The organism is Streptomyces sp. P9-A2, assembly GCF_036634175.1.
GTDB classification, from domain to species: Bacteria; Actinomycetota; Actinomycetes; order Streptomycetales; family Streptomycetaceae; genus Streptomyces; species Streptomyces pratens.
Genome location: NZ_JAZIFX010000001.1, coordinates 4,719,525 through 4,734,376 on the forward strand (window position 1 = coordinate 4,719,525; position 14,852 = coordinate 4,734,376).

Below are 14,852 nucleotides of genomic sequence, written 5' to 3' on the forward strand. Positions count from 1 at the left end.
CGTTGCCGCGAAGCCTTCGGCCGTCTCCAGGCGGGCGCGCGGCGTCTCGCGGCGGGCGTCGGCTCCATCGCCGCGATGGTCATCTTCGCCAAGCGGGTCGCCCACCTGGCCGACGTCTCCGGGGTGGTCGACCCCGACGGCAAGCAGGTCGTCCACTCCGTCACCGGCGAACCGTTCTTCGCCTCCTCCGACGACCTGGTCCACCAGTTCGACTACAAGGGCGACCCGGACGACGTCGTCATCGACCTCTCCGGCACCGCCCGTCGTAGCAACCGGGTGACACATCGCCACGGGGCGAACGGTGCCTGATGCGGCCCTGGCCAGCACTGGTGGCTTCCAGCCGACTTCGGGTGGGCCGGCGGCCGATCGGTGCGTTCGGGTGGCGCCGGCGCCGAAGATTCCCGTCGACCCATTACCAAGCGTTTACTGAGCAGATACCTTTCTTCTTGCCGGTGGCAGGGGAAGGCAGAGCGATCCGGCCGTTCCTGCCTGCCCGGAGTACCGCTGCACGTCGTTCGGCCTGTTTTCGGTTTTACGCCCATTCCTCATGGACCGCCGAAAGGAAGCGTTTTGAACGCTCGGAACCGCCGCACCACGGTAGCCGCCGTATCCGTCGCAGGGCTCATAGCGCCGCTGCTGCTGATCGGATCGAGCGCCGCCTCCGCCCACAGCGACCCTGCCAAGGAGGCTGCCAAGCTCGCGAAGAAGCTCGTCAAGAAGAGCGACGCCAAGGATGCCCACGAGCATCTGAGACAGTTCCAGCGGATCGCCGACAAGAACGGGAACACCCGGGTGGCCGGGTCGGAGGGGCACCGGCAGTCGGCCAAGTACGTCGAAGGCCTGCTGCGGAAGGCCGGGTACTCGGTGACCCGGAACGAGTTCGACTTCCCGTTCACCGAGACGCTGGCGCAGAGCCTGCGGGTGGTGTCGCCGCAGCAGCAGGACGTCCCGGTGACCGCCATGACGTACTCCGCCAACAGCCCGGTCGGCGGCATCACCGCCCCGGTCGCGGTGGTGCCGGTCGACGACACCACCGGCTGCGAGCAGGAGGACTACGCCTCCGAGACGTTCACCGGCAAGATCGCGCTGATCAAGCGCGGCGGCTGCACCTTCGCGGAGAAGCAGGAGACCGCCGCCGGTGCGGGCGCGGTCGGCGCGATCATCTACAACAACACCGAGGGCGCGCTCAACGGCACCCTGGGCGACCCGTCCGTCGCCAGGGTCCCGGCAGGCGGCGTCACGCAGGCGGACGGCGAGGCGCTCGCGGCCAAGGCCGCCGCCGGCACCGTGACCGTCAACCTGGAGATCCGCACCTTCTCGGAGACCCGGCGCACCCACAACGTGATCGCCGAGACCAAGGGTGGCAAGGCCGACAACGTGGTGATGTTCGGCGCCCACCTGGACTCGGTGGCGGACGGCCCGGGCATCAACGACAACGGCTCCGGCTCCGCCGGCATCCTCGACGTGGCCCTGAACCTCGCCCACGAGAAGACCAAGAACAAGGTGCGCTTCGCCTGGTGGTCGGCTGAGGAGTTCGGCCTGCTGGGCTCGGAGGCGTACGTGAACGGCCTCTCGGCGGCGGACCGTGCGAAGGTCAAGCTGTACCTGAACTTCGACATGATCGCCTCGCCGAACCACGCCCAGTTCGTCTACGACGGCGACGACTCCGACCAGGTCGGTGCCGGCCCCGGCCCGGAGGGCTCGGCGCAGCTGGAGCGGCAGATCACCGACTACCTGGACAGCCGGCGCACCCCGTACGAGGGCACCGACTTCACCGGCCGGTCGGACTACGGGCCGTTCATCGAGGTGGGCATCCCCTCGGGCGGCACCTTCACCGGCGCCGAGGGCGTCAAGACGGCCGAGCAGGCAAAGCGGTACGGCGGTAAGGCCGGTGTCGCGTACGACGCCTGCTACCACGCCGCTTGCGACAACCTGAAGAACATCAGCATGAAGGCGTTCGACGTCAACGTCGACGTCATCGCCAACGCGGTGGGCCAGTACGCCTGGGACACCAGCCTTCTGAGCAAGCCGGTGGCGCCGCGGAACACCAAGGGCTCGGCGGGCAGCGGTGGTGGCCTGCACGAAGGCCATGACCACGAGGTCGCCGAGTAACTCCCCATACACACAGGGGGGAGGGCCGGACTGTCCGGCCCTCCCCCCTCGATGCTGCGGCGGGAGGCGCAGTCGCCACGGTTCCTTGCGGAGGGAGACCCTGGCGGGTGCCGCCGCCCTGCGGCAGGCGCGCCGTACCCGCCGCCGCGAAGAAGATGCCGCTGCACGTCCGCACCTGGACCTGCACATGCGGCACGACCCACGACCGGGATGTGAACGCGGCGAAGAACCTTCTGGCGGCCGGGCCGGCCGTGGCTGTCTGTGGAGCGGGTGAGGTCGTAAGACCTCAGCGGAGTTCTCCGGACGGGCAGTCGGCGACGAAGCAGAACCCCCCACGGCGCGAGCCGTAGGAATCCACCTCGTTCACGAGGTGGAGGAAGTCAACGAAGGGTCCAGGGGAGGGCCGGTACGTCGGTGGCCTTGAGGGTCGCGACGAAGTTCGCGAAAGCGCCGGCGGGGAAGGAGAGGGGGCCGTGGGTGGGGCGTTTGGAGTCGCGTATGGCGATGCGGGTGGGGAGGGTTGCTATCTCGACGCAGGTATTGCCGTCGCCGCCGCCGGAGAACGAGGACTTCCGCCAGTGCAAGGGCTCGGTCATGGCTCGTCTCACAGCTCCTTCGTCAATCGGTGGATGAAGTCCTGCGACGCTGCGGGGTCCAGCGACGCCTTCTCCACTTTACGGAACAGTGTTCGAAGCTGGTTCAGTTGAGATTCCGCGTCGATGAAGGCAGTCCCGATAGGGAAGTCCCGGAGCACAGTGTCCAGCTGGGGTACGGGGCCGCGTGCGTGCATCATCGAGGCCTCGGCGCCGGCGAAGTCGTCCTGGTTGGTGGGGATGACTCGTACGGTCGCGTGACCGTCCTCGATCTGCTCCAGGATCTGACGGAGTTGAGCCCGGGTCACCTGACGGTCGGCCACACGGACCCGAAGGGCGAACTCGTGGATGATCGTCTCGTACGGCGTCGGGTTGTCACCCTCGATCACGGCACGCCGCCGCATCCGGTGTTCCACACGAGGGGTCAGTTCGCTCTCGGGCAGGCCCGGCAGCATGTACGTGTACACCGCGCGGGCGTAGTCAGGGGTCTGAAGCAGCCCAGGAACGTGCGTGATCACGATTTCGCGCAGGGCCGACGCATGGTGCTCGACTTCTGCGGTGTCCAGGAACACCGGGGGCAGCACTCCCCGGTACTCCTCCCACCATCCACGGGTGCGGTCGGTGGCCATGGTGGCGAGCGCGTCGATCAAGCCCTCGTCCGTGCAGGCGTAGTGCGCCGCAAGGCGACGTACGCGCTTGGCACTCACACCCGCGACACCGGACTCGATCTGGCTCATCTGTACGGAGTCGGCGCCGAGCAGCTCCGCGGCTTCTCTGGACTTCATGCCCGTCGCCTCGCGCAGTTTGCGCAGCTCAGCGCCCAATCGCACCCTGCGGGCCGTGAGATGTCTCTTCGGCGGCAACCGATGCCTCCTGGTTTCAAGTACCTGACCCACGTACCTCGTTCGAGGGTCAGAATACGGCAGCCGCTTGCAGTTTCCTAAAACTAGGAAATACCGTCGGTGACGTGCCGCATACGGTGCGGCATTACTCGGTGCCGGAAGTGCACTGCTTCGTCATGCCCTGATGGAGCGGCGGTGCCACCGGCCGATGTCCCCCTTCTCCGAGCGGAGTTCACTCATGCCCGAAAGCGAGCCCATCGACTCGACGCCTCCCTGGGAGTACACCCTCCACATCCCGAACGACCTGCGTGCCGTCACCGTCTCCCGCCGCACCCTCCGGCTGATCCTCACCATGCACGGCCTGATCGGACTCGTCGACACTGCCGAACTGCTCGCGACCGAGTTGGTGTCCAACGCCGTACGCCACACCAAGGGGCCTGCCGCGCTGCGCGTGCGCTGGTCGGCCGGCGTGCTGCGGATCGGGGCGTGGGACGCCGATCCGGAGCCACCCGGGCCGCCGGGGCGGCTGGAACCGCTTGCCGAGGCGGAGGAGGGGCGGGGACTCGCCCTGGTGCGTGCGTGCGCGGACCTGTGGGGCTGGCAGCCGCTGGCCAGGGATGGCGGCCAGGGCAAGTACGTGTGGTGTGACCTTGTGACGGTCTGACGCGTTGATCATGTCGATCAGGAAGGAGAGCTGATGGTCGGCTCGTCGCATGAGGCACTGCACCGGGTTTTCCAGAAGGACCCCGCGCTGCTGACGCGAGCACTGCAACGCGTACTCCACGTTCCGTTCCCCGAACCACGTGACTTCGCTGTCCTCAACGCGGACCTTACGGAGATCGAGCCCGTCGAACGGCGTGTGGACACGTTGATGCGTGTGGAGACGGATGAGGGGGCGTACCTCCTCGTCATCGAGGCGCAAGGGAAGGTGGACGAGAGGAAACGGGGGAGCTGGGCGTACTACCTGTCGTACCTGTATGCGAAATACCGGTGCGAGCCAGTGCTCATCGTGATCACTCAGAGTGGCGCCACGGCGCGCTGGGCGGCTCGGCCTATTCGGCTTGGCTTGCCCGGATGGCATTCATTGACCGTTCGGCCGCTGGTATTGGGACCTGAGAACGTTCCGCTGATCGTGGACGAGAAGGAGGCCGAGCGGGATGTACCACTTGCGGTCCTCTCGGCCATGACGCATGGCCGCGGAAAGCAGGCCACCGCCATACTGAAGCCGTTGGCTACCGCCCTGCGGACCGTCGACGCCGAGAGCGCGGCGGTGTTCGTTCAGTTCGTCGACTCGTGCCTGGTTGATCCCCAGGCGAAGGAAATCTGGAGGGACCTGATGGCGGCGATCCACTACTTCTTCCGGCACCCAGTGGCCGAGCAGGTGCGAGAGGAGGGCCGGGAGGAGGGCCGGGAGGAGGGCCGGGTCGAGGAGGGTGCCGAGATGACGCTCCGCATTCTGGAGTGGCGTGGCATCCCCGTCCCGGACGAAGTCCGGGAGCAAGTGCTGGCATGCACCGACCTGGAGCAGCTCGAGGTCTGGGCGCGGCGGGCGGTGCGCGCGGAAGCAGCGGAGGATCTGTTCCGCTGACGGGTTTCGTGCGGTTGCCGCAACCGCCGCTCCTGAGCGGTGACGGCATATGACGTCGGGCGCTTGAAGGTGCTCGAGGACTGTGCGGAAGTGTGGTGCGGTGAGGGTGAGGATGCCCTTCGACGGGGCCGGTGCGAGTTCATAGGATCTCTGTAGGCTCAGTACGCTCAGTGCGTCCTCGCTCACCTGATCCCGTCTCACTCCACGCAGGCGCCTCGACTCTTCCCCTACCCACACGACCCGGGACACCCGCCATGCCACGACGCCGTAGTCCAAGCTCGTCCAGCGCGACGGGAGACCGCAGCGGGGGTTCCGCCGTGACTCCGCGGAACCGGACGCCTCAGCCGGTGCGGATACGGAGGCGGACCTTCGGGGACTTCGTCAAGGCGTTCTTCGCCTTCGTGGCGCTGCTGGTGCTGGTGGTGGGGGTGCCGGCCGCGCTCGCGACGGTGGCGGGCTGGCCGTTGCCGAGGACGTTCGAGCCGATGGAGTGGCTCAGGGCGGACGTCTCGGTCCAGACCTTCCAGAGCATCCTGGTGTTCTTCGTCTGGCTCGCCTGGGCCCAGTTCACCGCCTGTGTGCTCGTCGAGATGAAGGCCGCGCTGTCCGGCGTCGGGGTGCCGGGGCGAGTGCCCGGGGCCGGGCCCAGCCAGCTGCTCGCGCGTCAACTCGTGGCCGCACTGCTGCTCGTCGGCGCGGTCGCGGGGAGTTTCACGCCGGGACTCTCGCAGTTGGGGCAGGGCATCGAGGGGAACCAGCAGGCAACGGCCGCCACCGCCCAGCAGACGCCGGGGCTCTTCGCGCAGCAGCAGGAGCAGGCCGCCGGGGCCGCCGCCGCGCTCGCCGAGCAGGCGTCCCACGCCGCCGCGCAGGCCGAGGCGGGTGGCGGTACCGCCCAGCGGGACGACACGAAGTTCTACCGGATCCAGCCGCCCGAGGGGCGTCACCACGACTCCCTCTGGGAGGTGGCCGAGCGGCATCTCGGGGACGGGCGCCGGTACAAGGAGATCTTCGCCCTCAACAAGGACCGCACCCAGCCGGACGGTTCCAAGCTCTCCGAGGCCAGTCTCATCCGGCCCGGCTGGATCATGGAGATGCCCGGCGACGCGCGCGGCGGCGATCTCGTCGAGATGCCGGACGACGCCCCCGAGGTCTCGCCGGACGTGCAGCAGCAGATCCACGACTACGCCAGGACCGGGGAGCACGCCCAGGGCGGTGGCGGGGGCGCCGCCCAGGTCTCCGTGCCCGAGCAGCGGCCCGCTCCCGAGCAGCACCCCGCGCCCGCCGCCGACCACGCCGGTCACCAGCAGCCCGCCCCCGCCCCGGCCCCGCAGCACGCCACTCCCGCCCAGGACACGTCGTCTTCCTTCGGCCTCCCCGAAGCCCTGCTCACCGCGCCCCTCCTCGCCGCCGGCCTCCTCGGTGCTCTCGGGCACCGGCGGCGGCAGGCGCTGTGGCAGTCGGCGTTCGGGGCGGTCGGCGGGCGGCGCGGGATGGAGCCGCCCACGCCGGAAGGCGACGCCCAGGACGTCCAGGACGCGCTGCTCGTCGGCGCGGACCCCGAGGGCGTACGGCTGCTCGACCGGTCCCTGCGCGGGCTCGCCGCCTCTCTCGCCGCCGAGTCGCGTGCCCTGCCGGTCGTGTACGCGGCCTGGCTCAGCGCCGGTGACCTGCACCTCCAGCTCGCCCAGCCGGCCGGCAAGCCCCCGGCTCCGTGGCGGCTCGGGCAGGACCAGACGTTCTGGACGCTGGCCAAGGACGACGCCGGGGGGTACGAGGACGTCGACACCGCCGCCCCCTATCCCGGTCTGGTCAGCCTCGGCACCATGGACGACTCGCGGCTGCTGCTCAACCTGGAGTCCGTCCCCGGCATCGTCTCGCTGAGCGGCAGTGAGGCCGACCGGGCGGCCGTGTTCGCCTCCGTCGCCGCCGAGCTGGCGACCAACGGATGGTCGGACCGTATGACCGTCACTCTCGTCGGGTTCGGCGAGGACCTGACCCCGCTCGCCCCCAACCGGCTCCGCCACCTCGACGACATCGAGGCACTCCTCGAGACCATGGAGGCGGAGACACGGCAGCGGCGGGGCGCACTGGGCGCCGCCGGGCACGACTCCGTCCTCACCGGACGCACCGGCCCGGCCCGGCACACCCGCTGGGCCCCGCAGCTCGTCCTGCTCGCCGCCGAGCCGTCCGCCGAGGACGCCGTCAAGCTCGCCGAACTCGCCGCCGACGCGAGCCGCCTCGGCATCGGCTACCTCGTCGGCACCGGCAGCGGTGACCTGCCGGGCGCCGCCTGGGAGATGGAGATCACCGGCGAGGGCAAGCTGCTCGCGCCCCTGCTCGGCCTCGAACTCGACGCGCAGCTCCTGCCCGCCGCCCAGCAGCGCGCGGTCGTCGAACTCTTCGTGGCGGCCGACCCGGACCGCGGTCCCGACGGACCGGGGCCGGTCAACACCCCGCCGTTCCTCGTCGACATCAGTGAGCAGGGCCGGCCGGCCGTGTACGCGCGGCTCGTCGGGCCGTACGAGATCATCGGCCTCGACACCCCGGACGGCGAGCGCAGCGCCCTGCTCCACGAGGCGCTCGCCCTCCTGCTCCTGCACCGCGAGGGCGTGCACCCGCGTGTGCTGTCGTCCGCGCTGTGGCCGCGCGGCGTCACCGACGACGTGCGCGAGGCGCTCCTGGACCGGCTGCGCGCCTGGCTCGGCACCGACCCCGACGGCACCCCCCGCCTCGGCACCGACCGCACCGGCCGGCTCACCCTCGCCCAGTCCGTCGTCTCCGACCTGGACGTGCTGCGGTCGCTGTACCACGAGGCGACCCAGGGCAGGGGCGTCGACAGCCGGGCCGTGCGCGGGCGGCTGCTCACCGACGCGCTGGTGCTGGTGCGCGGGCCACTGCTCGCCGACCGGCCCGAGGGCCGCTACCGCTGGCTCACCCACGAGATCGTCGACGCCCAGCTCCCGCTGCTCGTCGCCGACACCGGGCTCGCCCTCTCCGCGTTCCACCTGGAGAAGGGCCGCGCGGAGAAGGCCATCGAGGCGCTCGACGCGGCCCTGCGCACCGCCCCGGCCGACGAACGGCTGTGGAACGAGCTGCTGCGCGCCACCCACGCCCTCGACGACCCCTCCCGGCTCACCGCCCTCGCCGCCGACCTCATCGGCCGCGGCGGCGCCCGCGGGCTGCCGCCGCGCACCGAGGCACTGCTCGACGAACTGCTGCCGGCCTGGCGCGACGCGGTCGGGTCAGCGGCCGCGGGATGAGGGACACGTGAGCGGGCTTCCGGCGGCGGTGACCGCCGGTCCGGTGCCGGATGTGGTCGTGATGCTGGTCGCCGTGGTGTGGGGCGCGGTGACGGGCGCGCTGCTGCCCCGCGCGGTGTACCGGTTCGCCGTCCCGGCGGGGGAGGCGTGGCACACCCGGTGCCCCGAGGGGCATCCACTGCGCGGCTGGCTCGGACGGGCCCGGTGCGGACAGTGCGCCCCGCGCGGAGAGGGAGTCCCGCGCGGGAAGTGTGCCCCGCGCGGAGAGGGCGCCGGGAGTGAAGAAGGCGCCGGAGACGGGGAGGACGTTCCGCGCGGGGACGGAGACGGGGAGGGTGCCCCGCGCGGGGAAGGATACGGGTACGGAGACGGAGGGAAGGCTGCCGGGACGGCGTACGGCATCGGGCCCGTCGCCCCGGCAGCCGTCACCGCGCTCGTGTGCGCCGCCCTCGCCGCCGCCACCGGGACCCGGCCCGAACTGGCCGTCTGGCTGCTGCTCGCGCCCGTCGGAGTGCTGCTGGCGGTCGTCGACTTCCGGGTGCAGCGGCTGCCCGACCCGCTCACCCTCCCCTTCGCCGCGGCCGCCCTCACTCTGCTCGGCGTCGTCGCACTCGTCCCCGAGCACGCGGGCACCTGGACGACCGCCCTGCTGGGCGCCCTGGCGCTCGGCGCCGGCTACTTCGCCCTGTTCCTCATCAACCCGGCGGGCATGGGCTTCGGCGACGTGAAGCTCGCCCTCGGCGCGGGGGCCGTCCTCGGCTGGTACGGCTGGCCGACGGTGATGCTCGGTACCTTCGCCGGGTTCCTGTTCGGGGCGCTGTACGGGGGTGCCCTCGTCGTCGCGCGGCGGGCGGGACGCGGGACGGCCATCCCGTTCGGGCCGTTCCTGATCGCCGGGGCGTTCGCCGGGTTGCTGATCGGCGCGTACACGGCGTGACGCGTCCGGCGTCACCGACCGGGTGCGTACTCGGGCCGACGGGTGCCGGCCTGACGGGTGCCGGGGCCGGTGGGTGGCCGGGCCTGACGGGTGCAGGCCCGACGGGTGCCGGGCCCGATGCGTGCCGGACCGCCGCGTGACGCGCACCCGGCAGTGGTGTGACGCACTCCGGCCACCATCGGCGCGTACACGATGTGACGGTCGGGCAGGTGCGACGGGGTTGCCCATCGGCCTGACGTCGGGCACCCGGGGCCGCTGGCGTAGGCTGGTCCAGCCCGTCCACAACCCTTGCGAACCCGACGAAAGGGACGCCCGGTGACCGAGAAGGCCGACCTTCAGCCCATCCTCGACCGTGCTGCCGCCGGTGGGCGGATCACCCCCGAAGAGGCGCTCGACCTCTACCGTGACGCCCCGCTGCACGCGCTGGGCGCCGCCGCCGACGCCGTACGCCGCCGCCGGTACGCCGGGACCGAGCACATCGCGACGTACATCATCGAGCGCAACATCAACTACACGAACGTCTGCGTCACGGCGTGCCGCTTCTGCGCCTTCTACGCCGCGCCGAAGGACACCGCCAAGGGCTGGACCCGCGACCTCGACGACATCCTGCGCCGCTGCGCGGAGACGGTCGAGCTCGGCGGTACGCAGATCATGTTCCAGGGCGGCCACCACCCGGACTACGGCGTCGAGTACTACGAGAAGCACTTCTCCGCCATCAAGAAGGAGTTCCCGCAACTCGTCATCCACAGCCTGGGGGCGAGCGAGGTCGAGCACATGGCCCGGATCTCGAAGGTGCCGGTCGAGGAGGCCATCACCCGGATCCACGCGGCCGGGCTCGACTCCTTCGCCGGGGCCGGGGCCGAGCTGCTGCCCGAGCGCCCGCGCAAGGCCATCGCGCCGCTGAAGGAGTCCGGCGAGCGCTGGCTGGAGATCATGGAGATCGCGCACGGGCTGGGCGTCGAGTCGACGTCCACCATGCTCATGGGCACCGGCGAGACCAACGCCGAGCGCATCGAGCACCTGCGCATGATCCGGGACGTGCAGGACCGCACCGGCGGCTTCCGCGCCTTCATCCCGTACACCTACCAGCCCGAGAACAACCACCTGAAGGGCCGCACCCAGGCCACGATCTTCGAGTACCTGCGGATGATCGCCATCGCCCGGCTGTTCTTCGACAACGTCGCCCACATCCAGGGCTCCTGGCTCACCACCGGCAAGGAGATCGGCCAGCTCTCCATGCACTACGGCGCGGACGACCTCGGCTCGATCATGCTGGAGGAGAACGTGGTCTCCTCCGCCGGAGCCAAGCACCGCTCCAACCGCCTGGAGATCATCGACCTCATCCGCAAGGCGGGACGCGTCCCCGCCCAGCGCTCCACGACGTACGAACACCTCGTCGTGCACGACGACCCGGCGAACGACCCCGTCGACGACCGGGTGGCCTCCCACATCTCCTCCACGGCGATCGAGGGCGGCACGGCCCACCCTGAGCTGAAGCTGCTCGCCTCCAACTGACGGCCGGTATCGCCGTGCTGACGATTCATGCCGCGGACCTCGTGCTCGCCGGGGACGGGCGGCCGCCCCTGCCCGGCGGCGCGGTTCTCGTCGACGGCCGGGAACTCGCCGCCGTCGGCCCGTACGAAGTACTGGCGGACGCCCACCCGGATGCGCGGATCCGGCGCTGGCCGGGGGTGCTCACGCCGGGACTGCTCAACCCGTACGGTCCCGAACTGCTGGAGCAGGCCTACCACCCCGACCCCCGCGAGGCGGACGAGTTGGGCAGTGAACCGCTCACCGGCGAAGCGCTCGCGGGGCTCGCCATGACCGAGGTCCGCCGGGGCGCCGGCGCGCGGCGCGGTGTGCAGCGTCTGCTGGCGCACGGCGTCGTCGCCGTGGCGGGGGACCTGTGGAGGCCCGCCGTCGTGGGCGCCGTGCACCGGGTGGGACTGAGCGTGGAACAGCGCTTCGAGCGTCCCGCCGGCCCGGTGACCCTCGACCCGCTCGCGGGGCGGAGCCTCGCGGAGGCGATCCTGCTGCCCCTCCCACCGGACGGCGTGGGTGGCGTGGACGCGACGTTCGCCGTCTTCGACGTTCCCGACGAGGCCGCGCTGGGCGAACGGGGAGCCGTCACGTGCGTGGCGACGGTCCTGACGGGACGACTGGTGTACCGACGCCGGTAGCCCGGCTTGCCGCCTGCCGCCTGCCGCCTGGCGTGCCGGGGGCTCCGGGGGCGTGGCGGGCCCGTGCTGCCACAATGGGCCCGTGACCCGCGCATCCCTGAACAAGCAGCCGCACGAAGTCGCCTCGATGTTCGACCACGTCGCGGAACGGTACGACCTGACCAACGACGTGCTGTCGCTCGGGCAGGACCGGATCTGGCGCAAGGAGGTGGCGAAGGCGGTCGGCGCACGCCCCGCGGAGAAGGTCCTGGACCTGGCGGCCGGTACGGCGACGTCCTCGCTGCCCTTCGCGCAGGCCGGTGCCTACGTCGTCCCCTGTGACTTCTCCCTCGGCATGCTCCGGGTCGGCAAGCAGCGCCGGAACTGGCTGCCCTGCACCGCCGGCGACGCGACCCGGCTGCCCTTCAAGGACGACGTCTTCGACGCCGTCACCATCTCCTTCGGGCTGCGCAACGTCCAGGACACGGACGCCGCGCTGCGCGAGATGCACCGGGTGACCCGGCCCGGCGGGCGCATTCTCATCTGCGAGTTCTCGCAGCCCACCTGGACGCCGTTCCGCACCGTGTACACCGAGTACCTGATGCGCGCGCTGCCGCCGGTGGCCCGCGCGGTGTCGTCCAACCCCGACGCGTACGTCTACCTCGCCGAGTCCATCCGTGACTGGCCCGACCAGCCCGCCCTGGCCGGGCGGCTCCAGGACGCCGGCTGGACGAAGGTGGCCTGGCGCAACCTCACGGGCGGTGTGGTCGCGTTGCACCGGGGCTTCAAGGCGAGCTGAGGCGGGGCGAGGCGGGGCGAGGCGGGGCGAGGCGGGGCGAGGCCGGGGAAGGCAGGGCCGAGGTCGGTCGGGAAGGTAGCCCTGACCGGTCAGGGCGAGCCGGGGAAGGCGCTGACCGGTCAGGGCGGGCCGAGGAGCGCCGTCGCCGTGCGGGGTGCGGCCGGGCAAGGCGCACCCGGTTCGTCCAGCTCCCGCCGGAAGCCGCCGCCGGGAGGTGCCGGTCCGCGCGGCTCACGCACTCCTCCTCCGCCGTCCCCCTCCCCGAGGTCGAACCACACGTGCACCGCGGAGTCCCGCGGCACCTCGGCGTCGGGCTGCGGATACTGGCGTACGACGTATTCGACGACGGTCAGGTGGAAGTCCGGCCGGTCGGGCGCCTCGAGGGACAGGCCACGCGCACGGGCCGACTCGCGCGCGTCCATGGCCATCAGTCCGACCAGTCGAGGAACGCGTACCTCGGGTGTTCTGGGTTGTATACGCACGGATGTCACCCCCAGCGGTACCGGCAGCGTAGGCACGGCCGCGCACCGGAAGGAAGCATTCCGTGGCTTACTGTGACAATCGGCTACAATGGGTGACTGAAGTGGGAGTTTCTGATTCCGCTTTCAGAAGGCCAGCCGGTAGCAGTGAGCCTCCCGGCGCGAGGCCGGGATCGGGAACGTCTCGGCGAGGCGCATTCCGAGCCGCCGGGCGACCGCCGTCGAGCGGGTGTTGCGGGGGTCGACCATCGCGACCACGTCCCGCACGCCGGCGGCGCGCACCCGTTCCAGCGTCTGGTGCGCCGCGGCGGTGGCGTACCCCTTGCCCCAGTGCTCCCGGCCCAGGCGCCAGCCGATCTCGATCTCGCCCGTCGGGCCCCAGTCCCGCTCCCAGGGCTGGGCGCCCGTGAAGCCGACGACGCGGTCCGCCCCGTCGACCATGGTCCACAGGCAGAAGCCGAGTTCGGCGTCGTGCCGCCGCTGACGGGCGGTGAGCTCCTCGTAGACCGACAACTCCGCGGCCCTGCCGCCGTGGAACTCCATGACGTCAGGGTCGGCGAAGAGCCGGTGCCAGGTGAAGGCGTCCTCATGACTGGGTACGCGAAGCCGTACAGCGGGCAGAGCTCGGTGCATTGAGGCAGCCCTTCAGCCGGGTGATCAATTGTCCTGCATAGACTGCCCGTGTCCAGTGCCGGTCGGCACGCAGATTTCGAACTGGGGGAGATCCCGCCGTGACCGAGCCCCTCTCCGAAAACACCGCCGATGTGATCGTCGTGGGCGCGGGCCCCGCCGGTTCCGCCACCGCGTACCACCTGGCCAGGTCCGGTCTCGACGTGCTCCTGCTGGAGAAGACCGCCTTCCCGCGGGAGAAGGTCTGCGGCGACGGCCTCACCCCGCGCGCCACCAAGCAGCTCGTGTCGATGGGCATCGACATCTCCGAGGAGGCGGGCTGGCTGCGCAACAAGGGCCTGCGCATCATCGGCGGCGGGGTCCGCCTCCAGCTCGACTGGCCGGAACTCGCCTCCTTCCCCGACTACGGCCTGGTCCGCAAGCGGGACGACTTCGACGAACAGCTCGCCCGGCAGGCCCAGAAGGCCGGCGCGCGCCTGTACGAGCGCTGCAACGTGGGCGCGCCGATCATCGACGACCGCACCGGCCGCATCACCGGTGTGAAGGCCAAGCTCGGCGAGGAGAAGCGGGAAGTCACCTTCCACGCCCCGCTGGTGGTGGCCGCCGACGGCAACTCCACGCGGCTGTCCCTGGCCATGGGCCTGCACCGCCGCGAGGACCGCCCGATGGGCGTCGCGGTCCGTACGTACTTCACCTCGCCGCGCCACGACGACGACTACCTGGAGTCCTGGCTGGAGCTGTGGGACCGGCGCGGCGCGCAGGACCGGCTGCTGCCCGGCTACGGCTGGATCTTCGGCATGGGCGACGGGACGAGCAACGTCGGCCTCGGCGTGCTCAACACCTCGGCCTCCTTCAAGGAACTGGACTGGCGCGAGATCCTGAAGGCCTGGTGCGCGTCGCTGCCCGAGGACTGGGGCTACACCCCGGACAACATGACCGGCCCGATCCGCGGCGCCGCACTCCCGATGGCCTTCAACCGCCAGCCGCACTACACGCGCGGACTGCTGCTCGTGGGTGACGCGGGCGGCCTGGTGAACCCGTTCAACGGCGAGGGCATCGCCTACGCCATGGAATCCGGGCAGATCGCCGCCGAGGTCATCGTCCAGGCACACGCGCGGGCGACGCCGGCCCAGCGGGAGATCGCCCTCCAGCGTTACCCGCGGGTCCTGAAGGACACCTACGGCGGCTACTACACGCTCGGCCGCGCGTTCGTGAAGCTCATCGGCAACCCGAAGATCATGCAGATCGCCGCCCAGCGCGGGCTGACGCACCCGATGCTGATGAAGTTCACCCTGAAGATGCTCGCCAACCTGACGGACCCCACGGGCGGCGACGCGATGGACCGCATCATCAACGGCCTGAGCAAGGTGGCGCCGAAGGCGTGACGCGTCCCGCGGCACGGCTCCCGTGTACACGTGATGCGTGCCGCGGGAGCCGTGAGGGGCGCTGT

The 14,852-nt window shown here is 71.0% G+C and carries 14 protein-coding genes and 1 pseudogene; 11 read left to right on the plus strand and 4 right to left on the minus strand.

Features of this window, described 5'->3' with window-relative positions; translation table 11 throughout:
- Nucleotides 1-57: 57 nt before the first annotated feature.
- The 3 genes and pseudogenes from V4Y04_RS21560 to V4Y04_RS21570 all read left to right on the plus strand — a co-directional run.
- Nucleotides 58-255, plus strand: a pseudogene (locus tag V4Y04_RS21560) (SulP family inorganic anion transporter); the annotation flags it as partial.
- A gap of 315 nt (nt 256-570) precedes the next feature.
- On the plus strand, nt 571-2,112 hold the full coding sequence (locus V4Y04_RS21565) for a M28 family metallopeptidase (protein WP_332429885.1): 1,542 nt from the start codon (nt 571-573) through the stop codon (nt 2,110-2,112).
- Between the two features lie 107 nt (nt 2,113-2,219).
- Nucleotides 2,220-2,462: a zinc ribbon domain-containing protein gene (locus V4Y04_RS21570; protein ID WP_443080057.1), complete on the plus strand. Its 243-nt coding sequence runs from the start codon at nt 2,220-2,222 to the stop codon at nt 2,460-2,462.
- Between the two features lie 30 nt (nt 2,463-2,492).
- Here the strand turns inward: V4Y04_RS21570 and V4Y04_RS21575 are convergent, their stop codons facing one another.
- Both V4Y04_RS21575 and V4Y04_RS21580 read right to left on the minus strand, forming a co-directional pair.
- Complete coding sequence (locus V4Y04_RS21575; protein ID WP_332429887.1) at nt 2,493-2,708, minus strand: DUF397 domain-containing protein; 216 nt, start codon at nt 2,706-2,708, stop codon at nt 2,493-2,495.
- An 8-nt stretch (nt 2,709-2,716) separates the two neighbouring features.
- A complete protein-coding gene (locus tag V4Y04_RS21580; RefSeq protein ID WP_332429888.1) occupies nt 2,717-3,490 on the minus strand; it encodes a DUF5753 domain-containing protein in 774 nt (257 codons plus the stop codon).
- A 295-nt stretch (nt 3,491-3,785) separates the two neighbouring features.
- Here V4Y04_RS21580 and V4Y04_RS21585 point away from each other — a divergent pair, with 295 nt between their 5' ends.
- The 7 genes from V4Y04_RS21585 (at nt 3,786) to V4Y04_RS21615 (ending at nt 12,293) form a co-directional block, all read left to right on the plus strand.
- Nucleotides 3,786-4,211, plus strand: a complete 426-nt coding sequence (locus V4Y04_RS21585) for an ATP-binding protein (RefSeq protein WP_332429890.1) — start codon at nt 3,786-3,788, stop codon at nt 4,209-4,211.
- A 33-nt stretch (nt 4,212-4,244) separates the two neighbouring features.
- Nucleotides 4,245-5,135 (plus strand): hypothetical protein, encoded by an 891-nt coding sequence (locus V4Y04_RS21590; RefSeq protein ID WP_332429892.1) that lies wholly within the window; start codon nt 4,245-4,247, stop codon nt 5,133-5,135.
- 254 nt (nt 5,136-5,389) lie between these two features.
- Nucleotides 5,390-8,398 (plus strand): BTAD domain-containing putative transcriptional regulator, encoded by a 3,009-nt coding sequence (locus V4Y04_RS21595; RefSeq protein WP_332429894.1) that lies wholly within the window; start codon nt 5,390-5,392, stop codon nt 8,396-8,398.
- Between the two features lie 61 nt (nt 8,399-8,459).
- The gene (locus V4Y04_RS21600) at nt 8,460-9,335 is read left to right on the plus strand and encodes a prepilin peptidase (RefSeq protein ID WP_332432949.1); all 876 of its coding nucleotides are present in this window, start codon (nt 8,460-8,462) and stop codon (nt 9,333-9,335) included.
- A gap of 315 nt (nt 9,336-9,650) precedes the next feature.
- The gene (gene mqnC / locus V4Y04_RS21605; RefSeq protein WP_332429895.1) at nt 9,651-10,850 is read left to right on the plus strand and encodes a cyclic dehypoxanthinyl futalosine synthase; all 1,200 of its coding nucleotides are present in this window, start codon (nt 9,651-9,653) and stop codon (nt 10,848-10,850) included.
- Nucleotides 10,851-10,864: 14 nt separating this feature from the next.
- Nucleotides 10,865-11,515 (plus strand): imidazolonepropionase-like domain-containing protein, encoded by a 651-nt coding sequence (locus V4Y04_RS21610; protein WP_332429896.1) that lies wholly within the window; start codon nt 10,865-10,867, stop codon nt 11,513-11,515.
- 82 nt (nt 11,516-11,597) lie between these two features.
- Nucleotides 11,598-12,293, plus strand: coding sequence for a demethylmenaquinone methyltransferase (locus V4Y04_RS21615; RefSeq protein WP_332429897.1), 696 nt, complete (start codon nt 11,598-11,600; stop codon nt 12,291-12,293).
- Nucleotides 12,294-12,412: 119 nt separating this feature from the next.
- On the opposite strand, the gene V4Y04_RS21620 is transcribed toward V4Y04_RS21615, so the two are convergent.
- Both V4Y04_RS21620 and V4Y04_RS21625 read right to left on the minus strand, forming a co-directional pair.
- Nucleotides 12,413-12,775, minus strand: coding sequence for a PASTA domain-containing protein (locus V4Y04_RS21620; RefSeq protein WP_332429899.1), 363 nt, complete (start codon nt 12,773-12,775; stop codon nt 12,413-12,415).
- 123 nt (nt 12,776-12,898) lie between these two features.
- Nucleotides 12,899-13,405 carry a GNAT family N-acetyltransferase gene (locus V4Y04_RS21625; RefSeq protein WP_332429901.1) on the minus strand — a complete coding sequence of 169 codons (507 nt, stop codon included), beginning with the start codon at nt 13,403-13,405 and terminating at the stop codon, nt 12,899-12,901.
- Nucleotides 13,406-13,503: 98 nt separating this feature from the next.
- Here V4Y04_RS21625 and V4Y04_RS21630 point away from each other — a divergent pair, with 98 nt between their 5' ends.
- Entirely contained in the window at nt 13,504-14,787 is a 1,284-nt protein-coding gene (locus V4Y04_RS21630; protein ID WP_332429903.1) for a geranylgeranyl reductase family protein, read from the plus strand.
- Nucleotides 14,788-14,852 lie beyond the last annotated feature (65 nt).

Excerpts from the sequence above, each read along its gene's own strand:
- V4Y04_RS21575 (WP_332429887.1), bottom strand. The coding sequence starts at position 2,708 with ATGACCGAGCCCTTGCACTGGCGGAAGTCCTCGTTCTCCGGCGGCGGC.
- V4Y04_RS21580 (WP_332429888.1), bottom strand. The coding sequence starts at position 3,490 with ATGAAGTCCAGAGAAGCCGCGGAGCTGCTCGGCGCCGACTCCGTACAG.
- V4Y04_RS21585 (WP_332429890.1), top strand. The coding sequence starts at position 3,786 with ATGCCCGAAAGCGAGCCCATCGACTCGACGCCTCCCTGGGAGTACACC.
- V4Y04_RS21590 (WP_332429892.1), top strand. The coding sequence starts at position 4,245 with ATGGTCGGCTCGTCGCATGAGGCACTGCACCGGGTTTTCCAGAAGGAC.
- V4Y04_RS21595 (WP_332429894.1), top strand. The coding sequence starts at position 5,390 with ATGCCACGACGCCGTAGTCCAAGCTCGTCCAGCGCGACGGGAGACCGC.
- V4Y04_RS21600 (WP_332432949.1), top strand. The coding sequence starts at position 8,460 with ATGCTGGTCGCCGTGGTGTGGGGCGCGGTGACGGGCGCGCTGCTGCCC.
- V4Y04_RS21625 (WP_332429901.1), bottom strand. The coding sequence starts at position 13,405 with ATGCACCGAGCTCTGCCCGCTGTACGGCTTCGCGTACCCAGTCATGAG.